Source organism: Roseateles sp. GW821-FHT09G03 (assembly GCF_059416045.1).
Window position 1 is genome coordinate 89,808 of record NZ_JBWKOK010000002.1, and the last position, 25,746, is coordinate 115,553.

The 25,746-nt window shown below is 67.3% G+C and carries 26 protein-coding genes; 18 read left to right on the top strand and 8 right to left on the bottom strand.

Going from position 1 to position 25,746, the window contains the following annotated elements; all coding sequences use genetic code 11:
• The first annotated feature begins 95 nt into the window (after positions 1 to 95).
• Positions 96 to 716: a glutathione peroxidase gene (locus tag AC07OZ_RS07620; protein WP_495466568.1), complete on the top strand. Its 621-nt coding sequence runs from the start codon at positions 96 to 98 to the stop codon at positions 714 to 716.
• A 568-nt stretch (positions 717 to 1,284) separates the two neighbouring features.
• Here the strand turns inward: AC07OZ_RS07620 and corA are convergent.
• Positions 1,285 to 2,274 (bottom strand): magnesium/cobalt transporter CorA, encoded by a 990-nt coding sequence (gene corA, locus AC07OZ_RS07625; protein ID WP_495466569.1) that lies wholly within the window; start codon positions 2,272 to 2,274, stop codon positions 1,285 to 1,287.
• A gap of 741 nt (positions 2,275 to 3,015) precedes the next feature.
• Here corA and hpf point away from each other — a divergent pair.
• From hpf to hprK, 3 genes are all read left to right on the top strand, one after another.
• Positions 3,016 to 3,357, top strand: a complete 342-nt coding sequence (gene hpf / locus AC07OZ_RS07630) for a ribosome hibernation-promoting factor, HPF/YfiA family (protein WP_067281141.1) — start codon at positions 3,016 to 3,018, stop codon at positions 3,355 to 3,357.
• 289 nt (positions 3,358 to 3,646) lie between these two features.
• Positions 3,647 to 4,117 carry a PTS IIA-like nitrogen regulatory protein PtsN gene (ptsN, locus tag AC07OZ_RS07635; protein ID WP_067281138.1) on the top strand — a complete coding sequence of 157 codons (471 nt, stop codon included), beginning with the start codon at positions 3,647 to 3,649 and terminating at the stop codon, positions 4,115 to 4,117.
• Between the two features lie 52 nt (positions 4,118 to 4,169).
• Positions 4,170 to 5,132 (top strand): HPr(Ser) kinase/phosphatase, encoded by a 963-nt coding sequence (gene hprK, locus AC07OZ_RS07640; RefSeq protein ID WP_067281136.1) that lies wholly within the window; start codon positions 4,170 to 4,172, stop codon positions 5,130 to 5,132.
• An 84-nt stretch (positions 5,133 to 5,216) separates the two neighbouring features.
• On the opposite strand, the gene fur is transcribed toward hprK, so the two are convergent.
• Complete coding sequence (gene fur, locus AC07OZ_RS07645; RefSeq protein ID WP_495466570.1) at positions 5,217 to 5,648, bottom strand: ferric iron uptake transcriptional regulator; 432 nt, start codon at positions 5,646 to 5,648, stop codon at positions 5,217 to 5,219.
• Positions 5,649 to 5,731: 83 nt separating this feature from the next.
• Here fur and AC07OZ_RS07650 point away from each other — a divergent pair, with 83 nt between their 5' ends.
• The 11 genes from AC07OZ_RS07650 (at position 5,732) to AC07OZ_RS07700 (ending at position 16,409) form a co-directional block, all read left to right on the top strand.
• Positions 5,732 to 6,325, top strand: a complete 594-nt coding sequence (locus AC07OZ_RS07650; protein WP_495466571.1) for an outer membrane protein assembly factor BamE — start codon at positions 5,732 to 5,734, stop codon at positions 6,323 to 6,325.
• A complete protein-coding gene (gene dapB, locus AC07OZ_RS07655; protein WP_495466572.1) occupies positions 6,322 to 7,128 on the top strand; it encodes a 4-hydroxy-tetrahydrodipicolinate reductase in 807 nt (268 codons plus the stop codon). The genes AC07OZ_RS07650 and dapB overlap by 4 nt, the downstream gene beginning before the upstream one ends.
• A 40-nt stretch (positions 7,129 to 7,168) precedes the next feature.
• Positions 7,169 to 7,813 carry a MotA/TolQ/ExbB proton channel family protein gene (locus AC07OZ_RS07660; protein ID WP_495466573.1) on the top strand — a complete coding sequence of 215 codons (645 nt, stop codon included), beginning with the start codon at positions 7,169 to 7,171 and terminating at the stop codon, positions 7,811 to 7,813.
• A 28-nt stretch (positions 7,814 to 7,841) separates the two neighbouring features.
• Complete coding sequence (locus AC07OZ_RS07665) at positions 7,842 to 8,309, top strand: ExbD/TolR family protein (RefSeq protein WP_495466574.1); 468 nt, start codon at positions 7,842 to 7,844, stop codon at positions 8,307 to 8,309.
• A gap of 90 nt (positions 8,310 to 8,399) precedes the next feature.
• A complete protein-coding gene (gene leuS / locus AC07OZ_RS07670; RefSeq protein ID WP_495466575.1) occupies positions 8,400 to 11,033 on the top strand; it encodes a leucine--tRNA ligase in 2,634 nt (877 codons plus the stop codon).
• 2 nt (positions 11,034 to 11,035) lie between these two features.
• Positions 11,036 to 11,560: an LPS-assembly lipoprotein LptE gene (locus AC07OZ_RS07675; RefSeq protein WP_495466576.1), complete on the top strand. Its 525-nt coding sequence runs from the start codon at positions 11,036 to 11,038 to the stop codon at positions 11,558 to 11,560.
• A gap of 19 nt (positions 11,561 to 11,579) precedes the next feature.
• Positions 11,580 to 12,647 carry a DNA polymerase III subunit delta gene (holA, locus tag AC07OZ_RS07680; protein WP_495466577.1) on the top strand — a complete coding sequence of 356 codons (1,068 nt, stop codon included), beginning with the start codon at positions 11,580 to 11,582 and terminating at the stop codon, positions 12,645 to 12,647.
• A gap of 26 nt (positions 12,648 to 12,673) precedes the next feature.
• Positions 12,674 to 13,288, top strand: coding sequence for a methylamine utilization protein (locus AC07OZ_RS07685; protein WP_495466578.1), 615 nt, complete (start codon positions 12,674 to 12,676; stop codon positions 13,286 to 13,288).
• Between the two features lie 7 nt (positions 13,289 to 13,295).
• Positions 13,296 to 15,710, top strand: a complete 2,415-nt coding sequence (locus AC07OZ_RS07690) for a putative bifunctional diguanylate cyclase/phosphodiesterase (RefSeq protein WP_495466579.1) — start codon at positions 13,296 to 13,298, stop codon at positions 15,708 to 15,710.
• 139 nt (positions 15,711 to 15,849) lie between these two features.
• A complete protein-coding gene (locus AC07OZ_RS07695) occupies positions 15,850 to 16,107 on the top strand; it encodes a type II toxin-antitoxin system ParD family antitoxin (RefSeq protein WP_495466580.1) in 258 nt (85 codons plus the stop codon).
• The gene (locus tag AC07OZ_RS07700) at positions 16,104 to 16,409 is read left to right on the top strand and encodes a type II toxin-antitoxin system RelE/ParE family toxin (protein WP_495466581.1); all 306 of its coding nucleotides are present in this window, start codon (positions 16,104 to 16,106) and stop codon (positions 16,407 to 16,409) included. Before AC07OZ_RS07695 ends, AC07OZ_RS07700 begins: the two co-directional genes overlap by 4 nt.
• 23 nt (positions 16,410 to 16,432) lie before the next feature.
• On the opposite strand, the gene AC07OZ_RS07705 is transcribed toward AC07OZ_RS07700, so the two are convergent.
• The 5 genes from AC07OZ_RS07705 to AC07OZ_RS07725 all read right to left on the bottom strand — a co-directional run bounded on the left by AC07OZ_RS07705 (position 16,433) and on the right by AC07OZ_RS07725 (position 21,283).
• Complete coding sequence (locus AC07OZ_RS07705; protein WP_067281115.1) at positions 16,433 to 16,933, bottom strand: CinA family protein; 501 nt, start codon at positions 16,931 to 16,933, stop codon at positions 16,433 to 16,435.
• Positions 16,934 to 16,943: 10 nt separating this feature from the next.
• Positions 16,944 to 17,465, bottom strand: a complete 522-nt coding sequence (locus tag AC07OZ_RS07710; protein WP_495466582.1) for a phosphatidylglycerophosphatase A family protein — start codon at positions 17,463 to 17,465, stop codon at positions 16,944 to 16,946.
• Positions 17,462 to 18,436, bottom strand: a complete 975-nt coding sequence (gene thiL, locus AC07OZ_RS07715) for a thiamine-phosphate kinase (RefSeq protein WP_495467351.1) — start codon at positions 18,434 to 18,436, stop codon at positions 17,462 to 17,464. Before thiL ends, AC07OZ_RS07710 begins: the two co-directional genes overlap by 4 nt.
• A 73-nt stretch (positions 18,437 to 18,509) precedes the next feature.
• Positions 18,510 to 19,166 carry a response regulator transcription factor gene (locus tag AC07OZ_RS07720; RefSeq protein ID WP_377159404.1) on the bottom strand — a complete coding sequence of 219 codons (657 nt, stop codon included), beginning with the start codon at positions 19,164 to 19,166 and terminating at the stop codon, positions 18,510 to 18,512.
• On the bottom strand, positions 19,163 to 21,283 hold the full coding sequence (locus tag AC07OZ_RS07725; protein WP_495466583.1) for a two-component system sensor histidine kinase NtrB: 2,121 nt from the start codon (positions 21,281 to 21,283) through the stop codon (positions 19,163 to 19,165). Before AC07OZ_RS07725 ends, AC07OZ_RS07720 begins: the two co-directional genes overlap by 4 nt.
• Before the next feature lie 289 nt (positions 21,284 to 21,572).
• Between AC07OZ_RS07725 and AC07OZ_RS07730 the strand changes: the two genes are divergently transcribed.
• The 3 genes from AC07OZ_RS07730 to AC07OZ_RS07740 all read left to right on the top strand — a co-directional run bounded on the left by AC07OZ_RS07730 (position 21,573) and on the right by AC07OZ_RS07740 (position 24,883).
• Entirely contained in the window at positions 21,573 to 23,870 is a 2,298-nt protein-coding gene (locus AC07OZ_RS07730) for an NADP-dependent malic enzyme (protein ID WP_495466584.1), read from the top strand.
• A gap of 453 nt (positions 23,871 to 24,323) precedes the next feature.
• A complete protein-coding gene (locus tag AC07OZ_RS07735) occupies positions 24,324 to 24,719 on the top strand; it encodes a barstar family protein (RefSeq protein WP_297526049.1) in 396 nt (131 codons plus the stop codon).
• Between the two features lie 41 nt (positions 24,720 to 24,760).
• Positions 24,761 to 24,883 (top strand): hypothetical protein, encoded by a 123-nt coding sequence (locus AC07OZ_RS07740; RefSeq protein ID WP_255362631.1) that lies wholly within the window; start codon positions 24,761 to 24,763, stop codon positions 24,881 to 24,883.
• A gap of 89 nt (positions 24,884 to 24,972) precedes the next feature.
• On the opposite strand, the gene rsmA is transcribed toward AC07OZ_RS07740, so the two are convergent.
• Positions 24,973 to 25,746, bottom strand: a complete 774-nt coding sequence (gene rsmA / locus AC07OZ_RS07745) for a 16S rRNA (adenine(1518)-N(6)/adenine(1519)-N(6))-dimethyltransferase RsmA (RefSeq protein WP_495466585.1) — start codon at positions 25,744 to 25,746, stop codon at positions 24,973 to 24,975.

Consider the following 25,746-nt stretch of genomic DNA (forward strand, 5'->3'; position numbering starts at 1 on the left):
ATCGCGCTTCCAATGAACCTGATGCCGCGTTCGCTTCTTGCGCAGCGCTGCGGCTTCCGGACCATCCGGATTTACCGATCCCAGGAGACAACGACATGACCCCGTCCTTCGGCCCCTTCCTCCGGCGAACCGCGCTCCTGCTGGCGGCGCTCGTGGCACCGTTCGCCGCGACCTCCGTCCACGCGGCCCCCGCAGCGGAAACCGCCGCCGCGTCCACCGCATCCTGCCCTGAACTGCTCAATCGTCAAATGCCCCGTCTGCAGGACGAGAAGCCGCAGGCGCTCTGCCAGTACGCCGGCAAAGTCGTCCTGGTGGTCAATACGGCCAGCTTCTGCGGCTACACGCCGCAGTACAAGGCGCTCGAAGCCCTCTCGGCGCGCTATGCGGACAAGGGCCTGGTGGTGCTCGGTTTTCCGTCCGGTGACTTCGGCAACCAGGAGTACGGCAGCAACAAGGAAATCGCCGAGTTCTGCGAGAACACGTTCAACGTGAAGTTCCCGATGTTCAGCAAGAGCAACGTGGCAGCGGGGAAGGCAGACCTGAATCCGCTGTTCGCTGACTTGGCGAAGCGCACAGGACAGGCGCCGAAGTGGAACTTCCACAAGTACCTGATCTCGCGCGACGGCAAGCAGGTCATGAGCTTCGCGTCCGGCGTGAGCCCGGACAGCACCCAGTTCACCCAGGCGGTGGAAAAGCTGGTCGCGCAGCCGCAATAAGGTCCGCTTGAACGGGCTCGAACGGGAAAACCGAAAAACCTGATCCTTGCCCGCCGTATCGCTTGCAAAAGCTGATCAAAAGGCGCGGGATCTGGCAATCGGTGCGCCTGTAGCGAGGGGTCGTCATCACCTTGAAAACTGTCCCGGCTAGGCGGGACAACGGTGACAGTTGCTCACTTATTCGTTCATCGGTGGGATGACATCGACCGCGATGCGCTGCACCATGACGGCTCGTTCAACACATCGCTGACGACAAACGCAGCGTCAACGGCCAGTAGCAGCGCTCCCTTTGAGGACGCTTAAACGGGCCGGAAGGCGCAGCGGTTCAGGAGGGCATTCCGGGTTTCCACCAATCCCGGCAGCGATGGGAGTACAGTCAACGCATCCACTTTCAGCCGCAAGACCTGCTTCCTCGTGAAGCTGCAATCCCGAGGCCTTTCTCCTCCTCCTCCCTCCCTCCCTCGTTGGCCAGGGGCGTCTTGAGGCTACTTTTATACCCAGGGCTTCCGCATCGCGGAGGCCCTTTGTATTTCTGCCTCGACAAGGCCCGGGAGGGCCGGCGGCGGACTCAGGCGAGCCAGCCCTTGCGACGGAAGTAGATGAACGGCGCGGTGACCGACGCGACCATCAGTCCGATCGCGAAGAGGTAGCCGTACTTCCAGTGGAGCTCCGGCATGCTGTCGAAGTTCATGCCGTAGACGCTGGCGATCAGCGTCGGCGGCAGCAGCGCGACGCTCGCGACCGAGAAGATCTTGATGATCTTGTTCTGGTTGATGTTGATGAAGCCGACCGTGGCGTCCATCAGGAAGTTGATCTTGTCGAACAGGAAGGCCGTGTGCGAGTCGAGCGAGTCGATGTCGCGCAGGATCTGCCGGGACTCCTCGAACTGCTCGGCATTGAGCATGCGGCTGCGCATCATGAAACTGACCGCGCGGCGCGTGTCCATCACGTTGCGCCGGATGCGGCCGTTCAGGTCCTCCTCACGCGCGATGGCCGCGAGCACCGCGCCGGCTTCCGTGTCGTTGACGTCCTTCTTCAGCACGCGCGCGCTGACCTTCTCGAGGTTGTCGTAGATGCCCTCGAGCACGTCGGCGGAGTACTCCGCATCGGCGTCGTAGAGCTTGAGCAGCACGTCCTTGGCGTCCTCGATCAGCGCGGGGATGCGGCGCGCGCGCAGGCGCAGCAGGCGGAACACCGGCAGGTCCTCGTTGTGGACCGAGAACAGCACGTTGTTGAACAGGATGAAGGCCACGCGCACGTTGCGCGGCGCCTCCATGTCGTCGATCAGGAAGTCGGAGCGGATGTGCAGCTCGCCGTTGTCTTCCTCGTAGAAGCGGGCCGACTCCTCCAGGTCCTCGTCGACGATGTCCTCGGGGATCACCAGCCCGAAGCGTTCGCGGATCCAGTCCTTCTCCTCCGGCGTGGGCGACTCCAGGTCGACCCAGACCGGGTCGCGACCGTCGTCCGTCCGCGCGAGCAGTTCCGCGGCGGTCGCGATCTCCTCCTGGACCATGCCTCCCTTGAGGCGTCCGTTGTCCAGCGTGAAAACATTCAGCATGCAGGTCCTTCGTCGGCGGTGACGCGCTCTGGCGAACGCGCAAGCCGGAGTGCGCGTTGACGGACCTTCTGGATCGTCGCGGCGCAGGAAGTGTCAGGGAGCGGGCGGCGCCGGCAGGCGGCACGCGCGGGATGCAGGTCGAAGGTGGCCCGTCTCACTCCGGACAAGCGTCGCGGCGGCGTTGGTGGCGGTGACGCTGAACGCTCAGAAGCTGCGGCGGATTGACGCTGGAGTGGATGGCCACCGAGGGTGGTCGCTGTCCAAGGGGAACTCCAGTAATCGGGACGCGGAATTATCACATCGCGTCCTCGGGAGCGGCAAGGAAGAGCGCCTGGAAGCGTCCGCCGCACAACATCCAGCATTCGAGCACGGACCTCGCCATGCCGCAAGGCGGGAATATTCGCCCCCAAACCTTGCTTTTCATCACTTGCCCGGGCCCCCGAACGGGAGCAGACTGGTCGCGTCTTCTTCATCGATGTCGCCTCAGAACCCGCATGCCATCGGCCCTCGCGGCCTTCCGGGTCCCTCGCGGACCGTTCATTCCGACGCCATCCCCTGATCCCCCATCCGCTTCCCGCCCGCTTCCGACTCCCGGTCGGCGGCGTGGCCTTCCACCCACATCGATTTCTCCACCGACTCAAGGCTCAAAGACCCCCAAGACCCTGAACTGCTCTTTTCAAAGCGGCACCTGCCGCCGACTCCGACACCGTTTCCGACCAAGCCCTTGTGAAAGGAGGCTTTATGAACCTGACCATCAGCGGCCACCATCTCGAAGTGACACAGGCTCTGCGTGAGTACGTGCTGAACAAGTTGAGCCGGGTCATCCGGCACTTTGACCAGGTCGTGGATATCAACGTCCTGCTGACCGTGGAGAAGCAGAAGGAGAAGGATCGACGCCAACGCGCGGAAGTCACGTTGCATGTGAAGGGAAGGGAAATCTTCTGCGAACACTCGCACGAGGACCTCTACGCGGCCATCGACGAGCTGATGGACAAGCTGGATCGGCAGGTCTGCCGCCACAAGGACCGTGTGCAGAACCATCACCATGAATCGGCCAAGCGCATGGACCTGAGCGCCGGGTGACCGGCTCACGGGCACTCCCGCCGCGGCACAGGCCAGGCGGCGAGGCGCCTCCGGACCTCGGGGATTTCCCGGGGTTCCGCCCGCAAGGCGGCCCATCGGGCCGCCTTTTTGCCGAGAATTGTTGCAATGCAACACCAAGGGCGACGTTTTCACAGGAGCGTCGCATCCGGCATGTCCCTGTCGGTGGCGGGATTCCTATAATCCTGTCCCTCAACCCTCGAATCTGCGCCCCGCTGGTGCGCAGCGCTGCTCTCCCAGCCCGCCGGTCGTCGTGACCGGCAAATGCCCGATGAACCGTCTCGCCGCCATCCTTCCTGCCAGCAACGTGCTGGTCGATGTGGACGCTTCCAGCAAAAAGCGGGTCTTCGAACACGCCGGGCTGCTCTTCGAGAACAACCATTCCATTTCCCGCGCCGCGGTCACGGACAACCTGTTCGCCCGCGAACGCCTGGGCTCGACGGGCCTGGGCCACGGCGTCGCGATTCCGCACGGCCGCATCAAGGGCCTGAAGAATCCGCTGGCCGCGGTGCTGCGCGTGCAGCAGCCCATCGGCTTCGACGCGCCGGACGACGAACCGGTCACGCTGCTGATCTTCCTGCTGGTGCCCGAAGCGGCGACGCAGAGACACCTCGAGATCCTGTCCGAGATCGCCGAGATGCTGTCCGACCGCGAACTGCGCGAGCGCCTGAAGACCGAACCCGAAGCCGCGACGGTGCATCGCCTGATCGCGGACTGGGAGCCGCTGAAGTCGGTCGCCTGAGCGCCGGCACGGCCTTCCAACCCCTCACTGCCACGACCACGGCCAGCCGAACTTGAAAGCCACCTCCATCAGCGCGGACCGGTTGTTCGAGGAACACCGCGAGGCCTTGCGTTGGGAGTGGATCGCCGGGCACGCGCATCCTGAGCGCCGCTTCGACGAAGCCGCGCTGCGCGACGCGCAGTCGGCTGCCGACCTCGTCGGCTACCTGAACTACATCCATCCGTACCGCGTGCAGATCGTGGGCCGGCGCGAGGTCGGCTACCTGAGCCAGGCCTCGGGCGACGTGCTGGACCGCCGCATCGCGCGCATCGTCACGCTGGAGCCGCCGGTGATCATCGTCGCCGACGACCAAGTGCCGCCGGACCGTCTGGTCGCGATGTGCGACCGTGCCGAGATCCCGCTGTTCACCACCGCCGAGAGCGCCGGCCACGTCATCGACCTGGTCCGGGCCTACCTCGCGCATGTCTGCGCCAACCGCACGACGCGGCACGGCGTGTTCATGGACATCCTCGGCCTGGGTGTGCTGCTGACCGGCGAGTCCGGTCTCGGCAAGAGCGAACTGGGCCTGGAATTGATCAGCCGCGGCCACGGTCTGGTGGCGGACGACGCGGTGGACTTCTTCCGCATCGCGCAGACCGCGATCGAGGGCCGTTGCCCCGAACTGCTGATGAACCTGCTGGAAGTCCGCGGCATCGGCCTGCTGGACATCAAGGCGATCTTCGGCGAGACGGCGGTGCGCCGGAAGATGCGGCTCAAGCTGATCGTGCACCTAGTCCGCAAGGAAACCATGGAGCGCGACTTCGAACGCCTGCCCTACGAGCCCCTCTACGAGGACGTGCTGGGCATGCCGGTGCGCAAGGTCGTGATCGCGGTGGACGCTGGTCGCAACCTGGCCGTGCTGGTCGAAGCCGCCGTGCGCAACACCATCCTGCAGCTGCGCGGCATCGACACCTACCGCGAGTTCGTCGAGCGCCACCAGCGCGCGATCGAGCAGGGCCTCAACGACACGAACTGAGACTGCCGATCCGAATCCGTCCGACCATGAAGAAGGGGCTCCATCGGAGCCCCTTGTCGTTGAACGAGTCGTGAGCAGGATCGCTCAGCGGGCCAGCTTGTTCGGACAGTCCTTCTTCACGCAGTTCGCGTACAGCGCGAGCGAGTGCTCCTGCAACTGGAAGCCCCGATCCAACGCGATCGCGTGCTGGCGTTCCTCGATCTGCGGATCGTAGAACTCCTCGACGAAGCCGCAGGTCAGGCACACCAGGTGGTCATGGTGATGGCCCTCGTTGAGCTCGAACACCGCCTTGCCGGACTCGAAGTGGTTGCGCGACAGCAGGCCCGCCTGCTCGAACTGCGTGAGCACGCGATAGACCGTCGCGAGGCCGATGTCCGCGCGTTCATCGAGCAAAGCTTTGTAAACGTCCTCGGCGGTCATGTGCCGCTGTTGGGTCGTCTGGAAGATCTCGAGGATCTTGATGCGGGGCAAGGTGGCCTTGAGCCCGCTGTTCTTGATTTCGTCTGACCGGTTCATGGGGTTTGCGCCTGCGGAAGAGCGTGGGTGCGTGCCGCTAGAATCCGCCGATCATAGCCCTAGCGCCTCGGCCGAGACGTGCCATGTCATTGAATTTCCGTATCCCCCGCATTGCACGCCGGAACGCCTCCGGCACCGCCGTGGCCGGCCTGGTCGTTGGTCTCCTGACGCTGGGCGGCTGCTCGCAGATGCCCAAGTTCGACGCGCTCTCCGTGAGCGGCGACAAGGTGCTCGGCCTGGTCACGCCGTATCGCGTCGAGATCGTCCAGGGCAATGTCGTCACCAAGGAGCAGATCGCCGCGGTCAAGCCCGGCATGACGCGCGCCCAGGTGCGCGACGTCCTCGGCTCGCCGCTGCTGGCCGATGTCTTCCATGAGGCCCGCTGGGACTACGTGTTCACGATCCGGCGCCAGGGCGCCGCACCGCAGAACCGCCACATCCTGCTGACCTTCAACGGCGACCAGCTGTCGAAGATCGACGCGCCGGACGACCTGCCGACCGAGAAGGAATTCATCGCGTCGATCAACACGCTGAAGGTCTCCGGCAAGGAGCCCAAGCTCGAGCTGACGGAAGAGGAGCGCAAGGCGCTGCCGCCGCCGGTGCGCACGGCCGCGACCACGGCGCCGGAGCCGATCGGCCCGACGCGCGACTACCCGCCGCTGGAGCCCCGCCGATGAGCCGTCTGCGGATCGCGATCACCGGCGCGTCCGGCCGCATGGGCCGGATGCTGGTCGAAGCGGTGCTGGCGGCGGACGACCTCGAACTGGCGGCCGCGCTCGACCGCGACGGCAGCCCGGCACTGGGCCAGGACGCCGGCGCCTTCCTGGGCCAGACCACCGGCGTGGCGATCACCAGTGACATCAAGGCGGGCCTGTCCAAGGCCGACGTGCTGATCGACTTCACCCGTCCCGAAGGCACGATGGCGCACCTCGCGCTGTGTGCCGAGCTGGGCGTGCGGACCGTCATCGGCACGACCGGCTTCAGCCCGGACGAGAAGGCAAAGATCGGCGAATTTGCGCAGCGCGCCGCCGTCATGATGGCGCCCAACATGAGCGTGGGCGTGAACGTCGTGCTCAAGCTGCTGCAGCAGGCATCGAAGGCGCTCGCGCAGGGCTACGACATCGAGATCGTCGAGGCCCACCACCGCCACAAGGTCGACGCGCCCAGCGGCACCGCGCTGAAGATGGGCGAAGTCGTCGCCGAGGCGCTCGGCCGCGACCTGAAGACCTGCGCGGTCTACGGCCGCGAAGGCGTCACCGGCGAGCGCGATCCGTCGACGATCGGCTTCGCCACCGTGCGCGGCGGCGACGTGATCGGCGACCACACCGTGATGTACCTGGGCATCGGCGAACGCATCGAGATCAGCCACAAGGCCTCCAGCCGCGCCACCTTCGCGCAGGGCAGCCTGCGCGCCGCGCGCTTCCTGGGCGAACGCAAGACCGGGCTGTTCGACATGAACGACGTGCTCGGCATCGCCTGAGCCCAAGCACTCTCCCGATCGGCGCCCGACTCACGACGCGATGACCGAACTGATCCATCTCTGGCAAGCGGGCGACGGTGTCGCCCGTTTCGTTTCCCTGCTGCTGCTGGCGATGTCCGTGTGCAGCTGGGTGCTGATCTTCTGGCGCAGCTGGACGCTGGCGCGGGCGCGGACCGATCTCGGCCGTGGCCTGCCGGTGTTCTGGGCCGCGCCCGATGTCGGCCAAGGCCGCGATCAGTTGAAGGCGCTCGACCGCGGCACGCTGATGCTCCCGCTGATCGACGCCGCCATGCAGGACGGGGCGCCGGGCACGCTGGCGGCTTCGGCGCAGAAGACGTCGCAGTTGACGCGCCGCCTGCGCGACGCGCTGCACGCCGTGCTGAACGGCCTGAACCGGGGTCAGGTCGTGCTGGCGACGATCGGCGCCACCGCCCCCTTCGTCGGCCTGTTCGGCACCGTCTGGGGCATCTATCACGCGCTGATGAGCATCTCCTCGACCGGCAACTTCAGTCTGGACAAGGTCGCCGGCCCGGTCGGCGAGTCGCTGATCATGACCGCCGCCGGCCTGGCCGTGGCGATCCCCGCAGTACTGGCCTACAACCTGTTCGGCAAGTGGGTCGCCGCCTGCGAGGCCGAGCTCGAAGGCTTCGCGCACGATCTGCGCGAGCTGCTCGGCGGCGCCTGAGCGCCCTGCCCGTCCGGACGCATCCGCCATGAGTTTCGGCCGCCTCGAACGCCGCGAAGCGCCCAAGCCGATGGGCGAGATCAACATGACGCCGCTGATCGACGTCATGCTGGTGCTGCTGGTGATCTTCATCATCGCGGCCCCGCTGATGGGCAGCGCGCTCAAGCTGGATCTGCCCAAGAGCGATGCGGCCTCGCCCGCGCCGGGTGCGAGCTTCATCGCCCTGGCGATCACGCCCGAAGGCGAGTACGTGCTCGGCGAGTACAAGCTCGATGCCAAGACCATGCGAGAGCGCCTCGCGCAACTGGCCCAGCGCCAGCCCGATGCCGAACTGCGTCTGAGCGCGGACCAGTCCGTGCCCTACGGCAAGGTCGCGCAGCTGATCGGCTGGGCGCAGAAGGCGGGACTGAACCGGATCGCGTTCGTCGCCGAGAACGGCGAACCGGCCGAGGGCGCCGAACCTGCGAAGGGCGGCGCGACTCCCCCGAAGCGCTGATCGCTCACCCCCGCAGGGTGGCCCTCCCACAGAGGATGGGGCGGCCGCGCGCGGCCTCCTACAATCGACGGCTACGTTGCCCGAGCCACCATGAACGAGAAATACGCCCCCTCCGAGGTCGAACAGGCCGCCCGCGATCACTGGAACGCCCGCGACGCCTACCGCGTCGTCGAGGACGCGTCCAAGCCGAAGTTCTATGCCTGCTCCATGCTGCCCTACCCGAGCGGCAAGCTGCACATGGGCCACGTCCGCAACTACACGATCAACGACATGTTGACCCGTCAGCTGCGCATGAAGGGCTACAACGTGCTGATGCCGATGGGCTGGGACGCCTTCGGCCTGCCCGCGGAGAACGCGGCGATGAAGAACAAGGTGCCGCCGGCCGCCTGGACCTACGACAACATCGCGTACATGAAGTCGCAGATGCAGGCGATGGGCCTGGCAATCGACTGGTCGCGCGAGATCGCCACCTGCAAGCCGGACTACTACCGCTGGAACCAGTGGCTGTTCCTGAAGATGCTGGAGGCCGGCATCGCCGAGCGCCGCACGCAGGTCGTGAACTGGGACCCGATCGACCAGACCGTGCTGGCCAACGAGCAGGTCATCGACGGCAAGGGCTGGCGCTCGGGCGCGACGATCGAGAAGCGCGAGATCCCCGGCTACTACCTGAAGATCACCGACTACGCCGAGGAGCTGCTGGCCGCGGTGGCCGACCCGTCGGACAAGAACTACCTGTCGGGCTGGCCCGAGCGCGTGCGCCTGATGCAGGAGAACTGGATCGGCAAGAGCGAGGGCGTGCGCTTCGCCTTCCCGCACGCGATCGCGGGCGAGGATGGCCAGCCCATCCAGGGCGGCCTGCTCTACGTCTTCACAACCCGCGCCGACACGATCATGGGCGTGACCTTCTGCGCCGTCGCGCCGGAGCATCCGCTGGCCGCGCACGCCGCGACCACCAACCCCGCGCTGGCCGCGTTCATCGAGGAATGCCAGCAGGGCGGCACCACCGAGGCCGAACTGGCCACGCAGGACAAGAAGGGCCTGGCGACCGGCCTCTTCGTGACGCACCCGCTGACCGGCGAGCAGGTCGAGGTCTGGGTCGGCAACTACGTGCTGATGAGCTACGGCGACGGCGCCGTGATGGGCGTGCCGGCGCATGACGAACGCGACTTCGCCTTCGCGAAGAAGTACGGCATCGCGATCAAGCAGGTCGTGGCGGTGGGCGATGTGGCCTACTCGACCGACGCCTGGGCCGAGTGGTACGGCGACAAGCAGCGCGGCCTGTGCATCAACTCCGGCGCGCTGGACGGCCTGACGCACAAGCAGGCCGTGGACAAGGTGGCCGAGCTGGTCGGCACCAAGGGCCTGGGCGAGAAGAAGACCACCTGGCGCCTGCGCGACTGGGGCGTCAGCCGCCAGCGCTACTGGGGCACGCCGATCCCGATCATCCATTGCGACACCTGCGGCGCGGTGCCGGTCCCGGAGAAGGACCTGCCCGTCGTGCTGCCCGAGGACTGCATCCCCGACGGCAGCGGCAACCCGCTGAACAAGCGCGCGGACTTCCTCGACTGCAGCTGCCCGAAGTGCGGCGCCGCGGCCAAGCGCGAGACGGACACGATGGACACCTTCGTGGACAGCTCGTGGTACTTCATGCGCTATTGCGATGCGACCAATCCGGACCAGATGGTCGCCGGCGGCACCGACTACTGGATGCCGATGGACCAGTACATCGGCGGCATCGAACACGCGATCCTGCATCTGCTGTACGCGCGCTTCTGGACCAAGGTCATGCGCGACCTCAAGCTGATCAAGTTCAGCGAGCCCTTCACCAACCTGCTGACGCAGGGCATGGTGCTGAAGGGGGCGTTCTCCCGCAAGCCTGAAGACGCCGGCAAGAACTACTACTGGGAACATGAGGTCGACATCATCCGCAACGAGCACGGCGTGCCGACCGGCGGCACGCTGAAGGCCGATGGTCTGCCGCTCGAGTACGAGATGACGACGATGTCGAAGTCGAAGAACAACGGCGTCGACCCGCAAGCCCTGATCGATGAGTACGGCGCCGACACGGCCCGACTGTTCGTGATGTTCGCGTCCCCACCCGAGCAGACGCTGGAGTGGAACGACGCCGGCGTTGAAGGCGCGCACCGCTTCCTGAAACGCGTGTGGGGCTTCGGCACCAAGCACGCCGAGGCGATCAAGACCGGCGGCGCCGACTTCGCCGCGCTGGGCGACGACGGCAAGGCGTTGCGCCGCGAGGTCCACCTGGTGCTGAAGCAGGTCTCGTATGACTACGAGCGCATGCAGTACAACACCGTGGTCTCGGGCGCGATGAAGCTGTTGAACGCGCTGGAAGGCTTCAAGGCCGAGGGCCAGTCGGCCGCGGTCCGCGAAGGCTTCTCGGTGCTGCTGCGCGTGATCTACCCGGCCTGCCCGCACATCGCGCACGCGCTGTGGACCGAGCTCGGTTTCGCCGCCGAACTGGGCGAGCTGCTGGATGCCGCTTGGCCGCAGGTCGACGAATCGGCGCTGGTGCAGGACCAGATCGAGCTGATGCTGCAGGTCAACGGCAAGCTGCGCGGCGCGATCAAGGTGGCGGCCTCGGCCGACAAGGCCACGATCGAGGCGATCGCGCTGGCCAGCCCGGACTTCGAGAAGTTCGCGGAAGGCAAGGCGCCCAAGAAGGTCGTCATCGTTCCCGGTCGTCTCGTCAACGTGGTGGTGTGAGCATGATGAAGCGCCGTGGTCTGCTGTCGTCGTTCGCGTCCCTGGGCGCGCTGGGTGCCGTTGGTGCGGCCGGCCTGCTGTCGGGCTGCGGCTTCGAGCTGCGCAAGGAACCGGTCTATCACTTCAAGACGCTGGCGCTGACCGGCTTCATCCCGCATTCGCCGCTGGCGCAGGAACTGCGCCGGCAGGTCCAGCGCAGCACGGTGCGCCTGGTCGAGGACCCGAACCGCGCGGACGTGATCATCGACGCCGAGCGCGAGATCCGCGACAAGACCTCAGTGGCGACGACCGCCGCCGGGCAGATCACGGAATGGCAGTTGCGTCTGTCGCTGGACTACTCGCTGCGCACGGCAGGCGGGGACATCCTGCTGCCGCGCACGGAGCTGCGGCTCACGCGCGACATGAACTACAGTGAAAGCGCGGCGCTGGCCAAGGAGCAGGAAGAGGCCTCGCTGCAGAAGGCCATGCAGGTGGAGGCCGTCGGCCTGCTGCTGCGTCGCCTGGCGGCGGTGCACCTGCCCAACTGACCCCGGACGGACCGCGCGCATGCAGATCAAGGGCGACGCACTCGCCGGCCACCTGGCGAAAGGGCTCAAGCCTGTGTACGTCGTGCACGGCGACGAGCCCCTGCTCGCGCAGGAAGCTGCCGACCTCTTGCGCGCCGAGGCGCGCAAGCAGGGCTACAACGAGCGTCAGGTCTTCATCGTCAGCGGCACGCACTTCGACTGGGCCTCGGTGATCGCAGCATCGCAGGCGATGAGCCTGTTCGCCGACAAGCAGCTGATCGAGATCCGCATCCCTGGCGGCAAGCCGGGCAAGGACGGTTCGGACGCGCTGCAACGCTATGTCGATGGCCTGCCACCGGACGTGCTGACGCTGGTCACGCTCCCTCGCCTGGACAAGACCCAGTTGAGCAGCGCCTGGTTCACCGCGCTGGACAGCGCCGGCGTGTCGGTGAAGGTCGACCCGGTCGAACGGCGCGAATTGCCCGCCTGGATCGCCCGGCGACTGCAACAGCAGGGGCAGCCGGTCGCGGCCGGCCCGGACGGCCAGCGGGCGCTGGAGTTCTTCGCCGACCGCGTGGAGGGCAACCTGCTCGCCGCGCACCAGGAACTCCAGAAGCTCGCGCTGCTTCACCCCGCGGGCGAACTCAGCCTGCAGCAGATCGAAGCGGCGGTGCTGGACGTGGCGCGTTTCGACGTGTTCAAGCTCAGCGAAGCGTTGCTGAGCGGCAAGGTCGGCCGGGTGTTGCGCATGCTCGACGGACTGAAGGCCGAGGGCGAGGCCGCGGTGCTGGTGCACTGGACGATGGCCGAGGACATCCGCGGCCTGAAGCGCGTCCACGACGCGGTCGCCGCGGGCAAGCCGCTGCCGATGGCCTTGCGGGAGTCCCGCATCTGGGGCCCCAAGGAACGTCTCTTCGAACGCATCGTTCCGCAGTTGCACGGTGCGGCGCTGACGCGGCTGGTCGTCGCCGCCCAGATCTGCGACGGCATCGTCAAGGGCTTGCGCCACCCGGAATGGCCCACCGATCCGTGGGAAGCGCTCGGGCGATTGGCCCTCCTGTTGGAGCAAGCCCTGCGTCCGCCGGCACAGAAAACCCGCTATGGTTGACGCTTGTCGTCCATCTGGCGTTGCTGATGAGCCTCCTCCGTTCCGCCCCTGCATTGATAACCGCCACGACACTGGCTGCCGCGCTGATGAGCGCCACTGCAGCCCACGCGGCGGACTGGACGATCCAGGTCCGTGACACGGGCGGCGCCCCGGTGCCGAACGCGGCCGTCGCCGTCGAACTGAAAGGGCCGCCCGCCAAGCCGGCCACCGGCGCCACCGCCGAGATGTCCCAGCGCGACCGCCAGTTTCAGCCACAGCTGCTGGTGGTGCAAACCGGCACCGCGGTGAACTTCCCCAACTTCGACACCGTACGGCACCACGTCTATTCGTTTTCGCCGACGAAGAAGTTCGAGCTCAAGCTGTACTCGGGCACGCCGTCCGAACCGGTGGTCTTCGACAAGCCGGGCGTGGCCCAGCTCGGCTGCAACATCCACGACCGGATGAGCGCGCACATCGTGGTGGTCGACACGCCGGTGTTCGGCATCACGGACGCCAAGGGCGAGGTCAAGCTGAACCTGCCGCCGGGTGACCACCGCCTGCGGCTGTGGGCGACGCGCCTGGGCAATGCCGCGCCGACCGCGCAGCCCCTGACCGTGGGCGCAGGCGCCGCCGGCGTGCTGAAGGTCGAGCTGAAGGACTGACGCCGCGATGCGCTGGCCGGACTTCCTCAACCTGCGGCGGCTGGAAGGACGCATCGTCGCGTTGTTCCTGGCGCTGCTGCTGGTCGTCCAGGTGCTGAATCTCACGCTGATCAACGAGGGCATCGGCCGCAACGCGCGGGCGTCGGTGGCCGAGGAGCTCGAGGCCGGCGAGCGCATCCTGGTGCAGTTGATCGACGAAGACAACGAACAGCGCGGCCTGGTCGCCGATCTGCTGCAGTCCGACCACGGCCTGCGCGAGGCCGTCGCACAGGGCCTGCAGGGCGAGGAACTGCGCGCCACGCTGCAGGACGTCTTCACCAACCTCAGCGAGCGCGGTGATGCCGCCTTCATCGGTTATGCCAACGACGGCTTCGAGCTGGTGACGGCGACCGACCCGATCGCGCGCCGGATTGCGCCGCTGCTGCGCGGCGTGACGCGGCAGCAGCAGGGACGGACGCAGAGCCAGCTGCTGCTGCTCGACGGCAAGGCCTACCAGGTCGTCGTCGCGCGCATGCGGGCGGCCGGCCTGGGCGGGTGGATCTTCACCGGCTTCGAGATGAAGACCGAGCAGTTGCAGGAGCTCAAGCGCATCGTCCACATCCAGGGCGTGCTGGTCACGCAGACGGCGCCGGGGCAATGGCAGGTGATCTCGAGCGTCCTGGACCCGACGGCGACCGCGCAGGCCGTGCAGGCGATGCCGACGATCGCGACGGCGGAACGCGCGACGCACACCTTCCATCTGGCGCTCGACGGCGAGCAGTTCCAGGCGCGGCTGCAGCCGCTGGCGCACGGCGGCGACCTGGAGAAGACCGTGGCGGTGCTGCTGCTGCGCTCGGTCGACGAGGCCGTGGCGCCCTACCGCCGGCTGCAATGGATGCTGCTGGGCGTGAGCCTGGCGGGGGTCGCGCTGTTCGCGGTCGGCGCGGTGCTGACGGCGCGGCGCATCAGCGGGCCGGTGAAGGCACTCGCGAGCGCGGCGCACCGGCTCGGCCAGGGCGACTATGCCCAGCCCGTCGAGCGGCCGTCGAGCGACGAGATCGGCGACCTGGCCGAGGCCTTCGAGGCGATGCGCCAGGGCATCCGGGCGCGCGAGGAAGAGGTGAACCGGCTCGCCTTCTGGGACCCGCTGACGGACCTGCCGAACCGCGAGCAGTTCCACCAGGCGCTCGCCAGACGGATGGCGGAAAGCGACGTGCGCTTCTCGCTGCTGATGCTGAACCTGGATCGCTTCAAGCATGTCAACGACGTGCTGGGGCGTCCCTTCGGCGACCGGCTGCTGCGCGCGGTGGCGGACCGGTTGCAGCACCTGCTGAAGGACGAGGTCAGCCTGATCGCCCGGGTGGGCGGGGACGAGTTCCTGCTGATGATCGACGGTGCCGGCGCGACGCGGGCCGAGGCGATCTGCAAGCGCATCCAGCGTGACTTCGAGCGGGCGCTGAGCATCGACGACCAGACGGTGGACCTGTCGGCGGGAATGGGCGTGGCGCTGTATCCGCAGCACGGGCGCGACCCGATGCTGTTGCTGGCACGCGCGGAACTGGCGATGCACGCGGCCAAGCGCGGACAGAGCGGCTGCGAGGTCTACGCCCCGAGCATGGATGCGGCCAGCCAGGAATCGCTTTCGCTGCTGAGCGAGCTGCGGCACGCGATCGACGCGGGCGAGCTGCGCCTGTTCCTGCAACCGAAGGTGGACCTGCACGGCCAGAAGATCTCGGGCGCGGAGGCGCTGGTGCGCTGGCAGCATCCGACGCGCGGCCTGGTGCCGCCGATGGAATTCATCCCCTTCGCGGAGCAGACCGGCTTCATCCGCCAGATCACCGCGTGGGTGCTGCATGCCTCGGCGCAGGCGTGGATGACCTTGCAGCGGGACGGCCTGGCCTTGCCGATCAGCGTGAACCTCTCGACGCGCGACCTGATGGACCAGGACCTGCCGATCAAGGTGGCGGACCTGGTGGCGGGCGTGCCGCCGCCGGCGCTGTGCCTGGAGATCACCGAGTCCGCGATCATGGACGACCCGCAGCGAGCGCTGCAGACGCTGGAGCAGTTGCACGCGCTGGGCTTCAAGCTGTCGATCGACGACTTCGGGACGGGCTACTCGTCGCTGGCGTATCTGAAGCAGCTGTCGGTGGACGAGTTGAAGATCGACCGCAGCTTCGTGATGAACATGGAGCGCGACATCGACGACGCGAAGATCGTGCGCTCGACGATCGAGCTGGCGCACAACCTGGGGCTGACGGTGGTGGCCGAAGGCCTGGAGACGGCCAAGCAATGGACGCTGCTGCAGACGCTGGGCTGCGACCAGGGCCAGGGCTATTACCTGTCGCGGCCGATGCCGGCGGAGAAGTTCGCCGACTGGCTTCGCGAGTGGCAGCCGCCGGACCTCGGGGATGCGCGGGCGAACACGATCCTGGCCGGACTGTGAGGGGCAGGTCTTGCCCGGCAGGAACGCCGGTCGCCGTTGACCTACTCACTTATGCGAGTAGGCAGCTCCACTTTGCTCCCGCTGATTGGGGATGCGATCTCCCCCTCCGAAGCGATTTCTTTCCTCAGGACTCACCGAGATGATTCACGCAGATTTGGGACCCGAACTGGAGGCCATCGTGCTGGATCTGATCGAGAGCGGAAAGTATTCGTCGCGCACGCAGGTGCTGCGCAACAGCGTGGAGCTGCAGACGTGGCGCGCAGCGCAACTACGCGCGTTAGACGAGTCGATTGAACGCGGCATTGCGGACGCGAAGGCGGGCAAAGGCATCCCACTCGACGAAGCCTTCGAAGTCCTCTATGAGGAGTACCCTGCTTTGAGGCCGCGCAACGAATGAAGGTCCGCCTCCAACCGGAGGCCTTGAACGATCTGCGCGAGATTGCCGCCTACATTGCCCGCGACGACCAACAGCGAGCTGCCAGCTACGCTGCGGTCTTGCGCGGAAAGATTGCGCAGCTCTCGACCATGGGCAGGTCTTTCAGGATTGTCCCGCGCTATGCCGTCTCCAGCCTCCGACGGCGCGTCTTCGAGGCGTACCAGATCCTCTATCTGGTGAACGAGGAGCTGGATGTCGTGGACGTCATCCGAGTACTCCACACCTCGCGCAACTTGGACGAAATCCTTCGTGGATTCGAGTGACGCCTTTGCGAGCATCGTGTGGATCAGGAATCTCTATCCTCAAGCGCATCACACAGCGCCTCAAGCCCTGCGCGGACGGTCTGCGCGCGCACTGCATGCCGGTCGCCGGTGAAATGCTCCTTCCACACGCGCACGCGCTGCCGGCCATGCATCAGCGCGAGCCACACCGTCCCGACCGGCTTGTTCTCGGTGCCACCGCCAGGTCCAGCAACACCGGTCACCGCGATCGCCCAGTCGATCGGCGCGTGCGCCACCAAGCCGCGCGCCATCTGCTCGGCCACTTCGCCGCTCACCGCACCATGCAGCGTGATCAGCGCCGCCGGCACGCCGAGCAGCTCCGTCTTCGCCTGGTTGGTGTAGCTCACCACGCCGCGCTCGAACCACTGGCTGGAGCCCGCCAGGCTCGTGCACGCCGCCGCGATCAGCCCGCCGGTGCAGGACTCCGCGGTGCCCATGCGCTCCTTGCGCTGGATCAGCGCCAGGGCGATGCGTTCGATCAGTTCGGATTCGTCGGGAAACAGCATGGGGATCTCCTCAATGCAGCAGCGCCCTCGCGCCGGCCAACACCACGAGCGTACATGCAGCCGCCACAAGATCGTCGAACAGGATGCCGAAGCCTTGCCACACCGTCACCGGCTGGCCGGGCTCGATCTTGAACAGCGCGTCGGCCCAGCGCACCGGGCCTGGCTTCGCTGCGTCGAAGAAGCGGAACACGCCGAACGCCGCCAACTGCCACCAGAACCCCGCCGGCATGATCAGCCACAGCACGATCCAGATCGCGACGATCTCGTCCCACACGACCGACCCCGGATCGCAGGTCTTCAAGTTCCGCGCCGTGACCGTCGAGGCCCACCAGCCGATCGGGATGCTCGCGGCAATGACCACGCCCCACAGCACCGGCGTCAGCCACAGGTTCAGGATCGCGAACGCGGCCCAGCCCCACAGCGTGCCCACCGTTCCCGGCGCCTTCGGCGCCAGCCCGCTGCCGAAGCCCATCGCGATCCAGTGCGCGGGATGCCTCGCCATGAAGCCGAAAGTCGGACGCACCGCGCTCATGATTTGAAGTGATCGAAGCTCTGCAGCGAACCCTGCAGCGGACGCCCCGCGCCGTCGACGACGCGCAGGCCGGGTTCTTCATCGATGCGGCCGACGCGGTACACCGGCGTGCCGGATGCACGACCCGCGTCGAGCACGCGCTCGCGCGCATCCGCAGGCGCGGTGAAGACCAGTTCGTAGTCGTCGCCACCGGTCAGCAGGCACAGCTGCTGGATGTCCTCTGGCATCGCGCCCAGCACCGCCGAGCGCGGCAGGTCCGCCAGCCGCAGCGTCGCACCGACGTTGGAGCGCTTCAGCACATGGCCGATGTCACCGGCCAGGCCGTCCGACACATCCACCGCGCTCGTCGCGATCCCGCGCAACGCGCGGCCGAGCGCGACGCGCGGCTCGGGCATTTCCATCCGCAGACGGGCTTCCTCGAACTGCGCCGCGCTCAGCGCCAGCGTGCCGCGGAACACCTCCAGCGCCAGCCGCGCATCGCCGAGCGTGCCGCTGACCCAGATGTCGTCACCCGCCTTCGCGCCCGTGCGCAACAGCGCCTGACCAGCCGGCACTTCGCCCATCGCCGTGATGTTGATGTTGAGCGGTCCCGCCGTCGTGTCACCGCCGGCGAGCACGATGCGATGCGCGTCGGCGAGCTCGAACAAGCCTTGTGCGAAACCAGCGAGGAAAGTCTCGTCCACGCGCGGCAGCGCCAGCGACAGGAAGAAGGCCTTGGGCGTCGCGCCGCAAGCCGCGAGGTCGCTGAGGTTCACCGCCAGCGCCTTGTGACCGAGCCGTCGCGGCGAGACCGTCGACAGGAAGTGCCGGCCCTCCACCAGCATGTCCGCCGTGACCAGCCATTGGTGGCCCGCCGACGGCGTCAGCACCGCGCAGTCGTCGCCGATGCCCAGCGTCACCGCGCCCCCCTCGGTCCGGCCGGTGCGCCCCGCGCGGCCGAAGAAACGGTCGATCAGGTCGAACTCGCCCAGCGGCGGCCCGTCCCGCCGATCGCTCGCGCCGGATGCGCCGGATGCGCCAGAAGCCGCCGATGCGTCAGAAGAATTACCCATGGGCGGCATTGTCGCCGCGCAGCAGGTTGGACAGCTCGACCGCGGACTTCACGTCCATCTTCTCGAAGACCCGCGCGCGATGGACTTCCACCGTCCGCACGCTGATGTTGAGCTGGTCGGCGATCAGCTTGTTGGGCAGGCCCTGCACCACGAGCTGCATCACCTCGCGTTCCCGTTCGGTCAGGTCGCCCACGCGATGGCCCAACGCCAACTTGGCGTCCCGTGCGGAGATCGCCTCGGCGCTCTGCGCCAGCGCGTGCTCGACGCGGTCCACCAGCGCGTTGTCCGAGAACGGCTTCTCGACGAAATCGTAGGCCCCCTGCTTCACCGCCGCGACCGCGGTCGGCACGTCGCCGTGTCCGGTCAGGAAGATCACCGGCAGCGTCTCGAGCAGGCCACGTTCGATGAGCCGCTCGAACAGCGCCAGGCCGCTCATGCCTGGCATCCGCACGTCCAGCAGCAGGCAGCTCGGCGCCGACGGCCAGTCGCGCCCGCTGCGCGGCAGGCCGTCCAGCATCGACTCGAAGGCCTCGGCGCTGCCAAAGCCCTCGGACAGCAGCCGCCGCGAGCGCAGCAGCCAGGCGAGCGCGTCGCGCACCACTTCCTCGTCGTCGACGAGGTAGACCATCGGCAGGGACTGCGGCTTCATGCGGACGACTCTCCAGATCCAATGACGGGAAACCGGTCGGCCCCGGACTTCGGCGCCGACCCAGGCGCATCCTCGCACGGCAGGCTGAAACGGAACTCGGTCCCGGTCGGCGACGCGGGCGCGACGCGGCTTTCGAAATCCATCGCGCCGCCGTGCTGCTCCACCACCGTGCGACACAGGCTCAGCCCCAGGCCCATGCCCTCGGTGCGGGTCGTGAAGAACGGCGTGAACAGCTGGCGCGCCACTTCGGGCGGAATGCCCGGCCCGCGGTCGATCACCGCGAAGCTCAGCCAGCGCGGCTGCAGACGCTTCACCTGGATGATCAGCGCACGGTCGGCGAGCGGCGTCGGGCCGTCCATCGCCTGGATCGCATTGCGGGTGAGGTTCAGCAGCACCTGCTCGACCATGGTCCGGTCGCAGCGCACGCGCGGCAGGCCCTTGGCCAGGTCCATCTCGATGCGCGCGCCGCTCTTGCGGGCCTGCAGCCGGATCAGCGGAAGCACCGCGTCCAGCAGCTGCTCGACGTTCACCCATTCCCGCGCCGCCTCGCGACGCCGGACGAAGTCGTGCACGCTCTTGATCACGCGGCCGGCGCGCTCGGCCTGCTCGGCGATGCGGGTCACGGCCTGGCGCACCATGGCCGGCGTCTGCGGGTCGTCGGCCTCGCGCACCATCAGGTTGATCGAGGCCGTCGCGTAGCTCGCGATCGCCGCCAGCGGCTGATTCAGTTCGTGGCTCAACAGCGAGGCCATCTCGCCGACCGTCGCCAGTCGCGCCGTCGCCTGCAGCCGGTCCGACTGCTGGCGCGACAGTTCCTCGACCTTGCGCTGCGCGCTCAGATCCAGCACCGCGCTCATCCAGCCGGTCTGCTGGCCTTCGGCGTTCAGCAGCGGCGCCTCGTAGATCATCACCGGGAAACGCTCCCCGGTGCTGCGGGCGAAGACGGTCTCGAAGCCCTCGCGCGGCGGCAGTCCGGCTTCCCAGCGCGCCTCGCGATCGTGATGCCGGCGCCAGTACTCGTCGGTGAATTCCGGCGGCCAGTAGGGCGGCGCATGTGGCGGACGGCCGGTGTTGACCACCTCCTCCGCCGGGTAGCCGACCATCGCGCAGAACGCCGGATTCACGTAGCTGATGTTGCCGTCGAGGTCCCGCGCGCGCAGGCCGGTGATCAGCGAGTTCTCCATCGCCTGCCTGAACGCGAGCGACTCCGCGAGCGCGTGCTCCGCCTGCGCGCGCTTGCGGGTGTCGCGCGCCAGGATGATGACCAGCGCGAACAGCGCCATCGACAGGCCGAGCACCAGCGCCGTCGCCAGGTTGGGGATCAGTTGCGGCCGCCCGGTGGCGTTGTCGACACGCAGCTGCAGGCTCAGGCCCGGCAGGTCGAGCAGGCGCTCCGACAGGTAGAAGCCGGTGCCGCGCGTCAGGCCGGTCCGCGCCAGACGCGTGCCGTCGCCCTCGACGAAGGACATCTCGAAGCGGCGCGCCTGGTCCTGCGAGACCGACTCTTCAAGCAACGGCCGCAGGCCCATCGTCGCGACGACGTAGGAGCGCGGCTCCCCGGCGCGCACGCGCGGCAGGCAGAGGTCGGCGACCTCCATGCCGTCGCCGCCCGGCCCCGGCACGAAGTAGGAGCGCGAGAACAGCGGCGTGCCCTGCCGCAGCGCGGCGATGCAGGCGAGCTCGGTCTCGATCTGCAGCTGCTCGCGCGACAGGATCGAGAACAGCGGCGGCGCGTACGGCGTGTCGACGGCGCGGCGCACCTGGCGCTCCGAGTCGCGCAGCTCGATGCGCAGCAGCACGCGCGTCTGCCGCAGCTGCGCGGCGGCGTTGCCACGCCAGTCGTCGTCCTCCGCCCACATCAGCCCTTGCAGGCCCTGCAGGTCGCGGCCGATCAACTGCTTGGCTCGCGCGGTCACCTCGGCGGCGGCCAGGTCGGAGGCCTCCTGCGCGCGCGCCGCTTCATGGCTCAGGGTCAGTGACAGCAGCAGCGACTGCGCGATCAGCAGCAGCGCGACCAGCGTCCCCCACAGCAGGGCGCGACGCCAGCGTCGAGGCCGTGCGCCCGGCGCCATCGGGGAGAAGGGAGCGGCGGGCCGCATGATGGTCGGAGAAGGCAAGCGGTGGACGACAGGAGGCCGGAAACGTGGCGCGTGAGCGCGGCGTGAAAGGCGATTGAAAGGATCGCCCGGACGCACGGGGCGAGTTTTCCGCCAGTGTCTCGCGCGTGCGCGGGGCAGGCAGTATGGCGCGCCGGAAACCCCTGGCGATGCGCAGTTTCGCGTATGTGCCTGCGGCCCTGCCGACATGCAGCATACGCATAGTCCGCACTGCCGCCGTCGGGTCGGACTCCTACAATCGCCGACCCGGCCCACGACGGCGGACCGGTTTCAACCAGAAGAGTCCCCCATGTCCACGTCCGAAGAAAAACGTGCGCAGCTGCGCCAGGCCGCTCTCGAGTACCACGAGTTCCCGACCCCCGGGAAGATCGCCATCGCGGCCACCAAGCAGCTGATCAACCAGCGTGACCTGGCCCTGGCGTACTCGCCGGGCGTGGCCGCCGCGTGCGAGGAGATCGTCGCCGACCCGGCCAACGCGTTCCGCTACACCTCGCGCGGCAACCTGGTCGCGGTGATCTCGAACGGCACCGCCGTGCTGGGCCTGGGCGACATCGGACCGCTCGCCTCCAAGCCGGTCATGGAAGGCAAGGGCGTCCTCTTCAAGAAATTCGCCGGCATCGACGTCTTCGACCTCGAGATCGACGAGAAGCACAACCTCGACAAGCTGGTCGACGTGATCGCCGCGCTGGAGCCGACCTTCGGCGGCATCAACCTCGAGGACATCAAGGCGCCGGACTGCTTCTACGTCGAGCGCGAGCTGCGCAAGCGGATGAAGATCCCCGTGTTCCACGACGACCAGCACGGCACCGCCATCGTGGTCGCCGCCGGCCTGCTCAACGGGCTGAAGGTCGCGGGCAAGGACATCAAGTCGGTGAAGCTGGTGACCTCGGGCGCCGGCGCCGCCGCCCTCGCCTGCCTGAACCTGCTGGTCAAGCTGGGCCTGCCGCGCGAGAACATCTGGGTGACCGACCTGGCCGGCGTCGTCTACGAAGGCCGCACCGAGCTGATGGACCCGGACAAGGCCGTCTACGCCCAACCCACCGAGCAGCGCAGCCTGCGCGACGTGATCGCGGGCGCGGACATCTTCCTGGGCCTCTCGGCGGGCGGCGTGCTCAAGCAGGACATGGTCGCCTCGATGGCGGCCACGCCGATCATCTTCGCGCTGGCCAATCCGAATCCGGAGATCCAGCCGGAGGACGTCCACGCGATCCGCGGCGACGCGCTGATGGCCACGGGCCGGACGGACTATCCGAACCAGGTCAACAACGTCCTGTGCTTCCCGTACATCTTCCGCGGCGCGCTGGACTGCGGCGCGACGACGATCAACGACGAGATGGAGATCGCCGCCGTCCACGCGATCGCTGAACTCGCCCAGGCGGAACAGAGCGAGGTCGTCGCCGCCGCCTATGCGGGCGCGAACCTGAGCTTCGGCCCCGAATACCTGATCCCCAAGCCCTTCGACCCGCGCCTGATGATGAAGATCGCTCCGGCGGTCGCGCTGGCGGCGGAGGCGTCGGGCGTCGCGCTGCGTCCGATCGCCGACATGCCGGCGTATCTGGAGAAGCTGCAGAGCTTCGTCTACGCCTCCGGCACAACGATGAAGCCGATCTTCCAGATCGCGAAGAAGGCCAAGCACAAGCGCGTGGCCTACGCCGAGGGCGAAGAGGAACGCGTGCTGCGCGCGGTGCAGATCGTCATCGACGAGGGCATTGCCCGCCCGACGCTGATCGGCCGTCCGCAGGTCATCGCGCAACGCTGCGAGCGCTTCGGTCTGCGCCTGCAGGAGGGCCGCGACTACGACGTGGTGAACACCGAGTTCGACCACCGCTATCGCGACTACTGGCAGACCTACCTCGAGATGACCGAGCGCAAGGGCGTGACCCAGCAGCTCGCCAAGATCGAGATGCGCCGCCGGCTGACGCTGATCGGCGCCATGATGCTGCACAAGGGGGAGGTCGACGGGATGCTCTGCGGCACGTGGAGCAACACCGCGATGCACCTGCAGTACATCGACCAGGTCATCGGCAAGCGCCCCGGCGTCAAGACCTTCGCCTGCATGAACGGCCTGATCCTGCCGGGCCGCCAGGTCATGCTGGTCGACACGCACGTCAACTACGACCCGACCGCCGAGCAGATCGCCGAGATCACGCAGATGGCGGCCGAGGAAATGATGCGCTTCGGCCTGCGTCCGAAGGCGGCGCTGCTGTCGCACAGCAATTTCGGCTCGAGCAACTGCCCGTCCGCCGTCAAGATGCGCGATGCGCTGGCCTTGATCAAGGAACAGGCGCCCTGGCTGGAAGCCGACGGCGAGATGCACGGCGACGCCGCGCTCGACCCGCACTACCGCGACCAACTGGTCTCCAAGAGCTCGCTGACGGGCGAGGCCAACCTGCTGGTCATGCCGAACATCGACGCCGCCAACATCAGCTACAACCTGCTGAAGACGGCCGCCGGCGGCGGTATCGCCATCGGGCCGGTGCTGCTCGGCGCCGCCAAGCCGGTGCATGTGCTGACGCCTTCGGCCACGGTCCGCCGTATCGTGAACATGACGGCCTTGACCGTCGCGGACGCGAACGCGGCCCGCTGAGATCCGAACGGATTCCGTCGGAAATCCGGTTCCGGGCGGTCGTCCGCTTCCTGCCGAAGTGACCGCCCGGCGACCGAAGAATATTCGGTCGCCGGGCCTCCGCAGCCCCTCGGAAGAGCGGCTGGAAGGCCCTTAAACCCGACCTGCGGCCTAGCCTATAGAAAAAGTTTGTAGCGGCTCACCAGCCAATTTCTGCTGGATGACTGCTACGCGCTACCGGCCACATAACGAATGTGTGCGCACGCTAACGTTGCCGCTTTTTAGGGCATTCTGGTAGCCCCCGGCTTGAGCATTCGGGCCCATTTCTGTACCATCTCGGTTTCAGAGTTCAGGGTTAACCCTCTCTGACCCAGCCCATGCCACCGACGATCGCAGGCTCCCCAGCGAGTTCTGTCCGGGGCGACAAGCAGGGTTGGACATGAACTCGGAACCCCATCTAGGAGGAACGCGACAATGCTTTTGCAGACAGTCCGTCCCAACATCGTGCAGGCGATCAGAGCCTACCGGGTCGAGGACTTGATGCAGGCCGCGCAGGACGCCGGCCAACACTTCCTGTACGCCGACCTGTCTCCAGCGGAGACCAAACAGGACGTGCTGGAATTGATTGCCAGCAATTTCCTGTTCCCGGCCCATTTCGGGAAGAACATGGAAGCGCTGTACGACTGCATGACCAATCTGGTCCACAAGTCGGGCACGCAACCAGGTTTCGTCGTGGTGCTGGACCAGTTGCCGGACCATGCGAAGTTCGATCGTGAGGCGCGCGAGCAGTTGCTCGACGTCTTCCGCGAGGCGGCCGATTTCTGGGCCGAGCGGAAGGTCTCATTCCGGTGCTTCTATTCTTTTCAGTAGCCCGCTCTCAAGAACAAGGTTCATGGGAGCGGGCTACCGAAGTGGCTCCAGAGGTCAAGCCGGTGCTCAAGAGCACCAAGGCGAATCCGAATCCGAACTTCGGCATGAACATGCCGATGATGTGCAGTGCCTTCGATACGTCCATGTGGCTCAGCGCCGCGTGACCGGTAGAAAACGCACTTGAAGCGCGACTGACCTCCGGGTCTGATGCAGAAGGCCTTCCGGCGACGGAAGGCCTTTTTGTTTGTCAGGCTCAGCCCTGCACCGCCAGCGCGAGCGCGACGAACTCGTCCACCGGCACTTCCTCGGCGCGGCGCTGCAGGTTGAACTCGCCCTGGAAGCCGCGGGCGTCCAGCCACTTGCCGAGCGAATGCCTCAGCAGCTTGCGGCGCTGCGAGAACGCCGATGCGACCAGCTCGCTCAGCAGCGCCTCGTCGATCTTCGCGGGCGCCGACAGCGGCACCATCCGCACGATCGCCGAGTCGACCCGCGGCGGCGGATCGAAGGCCTCCGGCGGCACGTCGAACAGCGCCTCGACGTCGTAGCGCCACTGCAGCATGACGCTCAGCCGGCCGAAGTCCTTGCCACCCGGCTTGGCGGCCATGCGGTCGACGACTTCCTTCTGCAGCATGAAGGTCTGGTCGACCACGTGGTCCACGAAGCCCAGCAGGTGGAACAGGATCGGCGACGAGATGTTGTACGGCAGGTTGCCGACGACCTTGAGCTTGCGGCCGCGCTCGGCGGCCAGCGCGGCGAAGTCGACTTTCAGCACGTCGGATTCGATGACCGTCACGTCGCCGCGCTTGCGCATGCGGGCGGCGAGGTCGCGGTCGAGCTCGATGACCGTCAGCGGCCGGCTCGACGCCGGCAGGCGTTGCAGCAGCGGCAACGTCATCGCGCCCAGGCCCGGGCCGATCTCGACCATCGCCTGGTCCTCGCCCGGCGCGATCGCGTCGACGATGCCGTCGATGATCGCCTTGTCGGTCAGGAAGTGCTGGCCGAAGCGCTTGCGCGCGACATGTCCCAT

Bases quoted from the DNA above. Each gene is read 5' to 3' on its own strand.
- AC07OZ_RS07710 (WP_495466582.1), bottom strand. From the start codon at position 17,465: ATGAGCGCGGTGCGTCCGACTTTCGGCTTCATGGCGAGGCATCCCGCG.
- AC07OZ_RS07675 (WP_495466576.1), top strand. From the start codon at position 11,036: ATGATGAAGCGCCGTGGTCTGCTGTCGTCGTTCGCGTCCCTGGGCGCG.
- fur (WP_495466570.1), bottom strand. From the start codon at position 5,648: ATGAACCGGTCAGACGAAATCAAGAACAGCGGGCTCAAGGCCACCTTG.
- AC07OZ_RS07685 (WP_495466578.1), top strand. From the start codon at position 12,674: ATGAGCCTCCTCCGTTCCGCCCCTGCATTGATAACCGCCACGACACTG.
- AC07OZ_RS07730 (WP_495466584.1), top strand. From the start codon at position 21,573: ATGTCCACGTCCGAAGAAAAACGTGCGCAGCTGCGCCAGGCCGCTCTC.
- corA (WP_495466569.1), bottom strand. From the start codon at position 2,274: ATGCTGAATGTTTTCACGCTGGACAACGGACGCCTCAAGGGAGGCATG.
- AC07OZ_RS07735 (WP_297526049.1), top strand. From the start codon at position 24,324: ATGCTTTTGCAGACAGTCCGTCCCAACATCGTGCAGGCGATCAGAGCC.
- AC07OZ_RS07695 (WP_495466580.1), top strand. From the start codon at position 15,850: ATGATTCACGCAGATTTGGGACCCGAACTGGAGGCCATCGTGCTGGAT.
- holA (WP_495466577.1), top strand. From the start codon at position 11,580: ATGCAGATCAAGGGCGACGCACTCGCCGGCCACCTGGCGAAAGGGCTC.
- AC07OZ_RS07705 (WP_067281115.1), bottom strand. From the start codon at position 16,933: ATGCTGTTTCCCGACGAATCCGAACTGATCGAACGCATCGCCCTGGCG.
- AC07OZ_RS07650 (WP_495466571.1), top strand. From the start codon at position 5,732: ATGTCATTGAATTTCCGTATCCCCCGCATTGCACGCCGGAACGCCTCC.
- AC07OZ_RS07720 (WP_377159404.1), bottom strand. From the start codon at position 19,166: ATGAAGCCGCAGTCCCTGCCGATGGTCTACCTCGTCGACGACGAGGAA.
- AC07OZ_RS07620 (WP_495466568.1), top strand. From the start codon at position 96: ATGACCCCGTCCTTCGGCCCCTTCCTCCGGCGAACCGCGCTCCTGCTG.
- AC07OZ_RS07660 (WP_495466573.1), top strand. From the start codon at position 7,169: ATGACCGAACTGATCCATCTCTGGCAAGCGGGCGACGGTGTCGCCCGT.
- AC07OZ_RS07690 (WP_495466579.1), top strand. From the start codon at position 13,296: ATGCGCTGGCCGGACTTCCTCAACCTGCGGCGGCTGGAAGGACGCATC.
- hpf (WP_067281141.1), top strand. From the start codon at position 3,016: ATGAACCTGACCATCAGCGGCCACCATCTCGAAGTGACACAGGCTCTG.
- leuS (WP_495466575.1), top strand. From the start codon at position 8,400: ATGAACGAGAAATACGCCCCCTCCGAGGTCGAACAGGCCGCCCGCGAT.
- rsmA (WP_495466585.1), bottom strand. From the start codon at position 25,746: ATGGGACATGTCGCGCGCAAGCGCTTCGGCCAGCACTTCCTGACCGAC.
- dapB (WP_495466572.1), top strand. From the start codon at position 6,322: ATGAGCCGTCTGCGGATCGCGATCACCGGCGCGTCCGGCCGCATGGGC.
- AC07OZ_RS07700 (WP_495466581.1), top strand. From the start codon at position 16,104: ATGAAGGTCCGCCTCCAACCGGAGGCCTTGAACGATCTGCGCGAGATT.
- AC07OZ_RS07665 (WP_495466574.1), top strand. From the start codon at position 7,842: ATGAGTTTCGGCCGCCTCGAACGCCGCGAAGCGCCCAAGCCGATGGGC.
- ptsN (WP_067281138.1), top strand. From the start codon at position 3,647: ATGAACCGTCTCGCCGCCATCCTTCCTGCCAGCAACGTGCTGGTCGAT.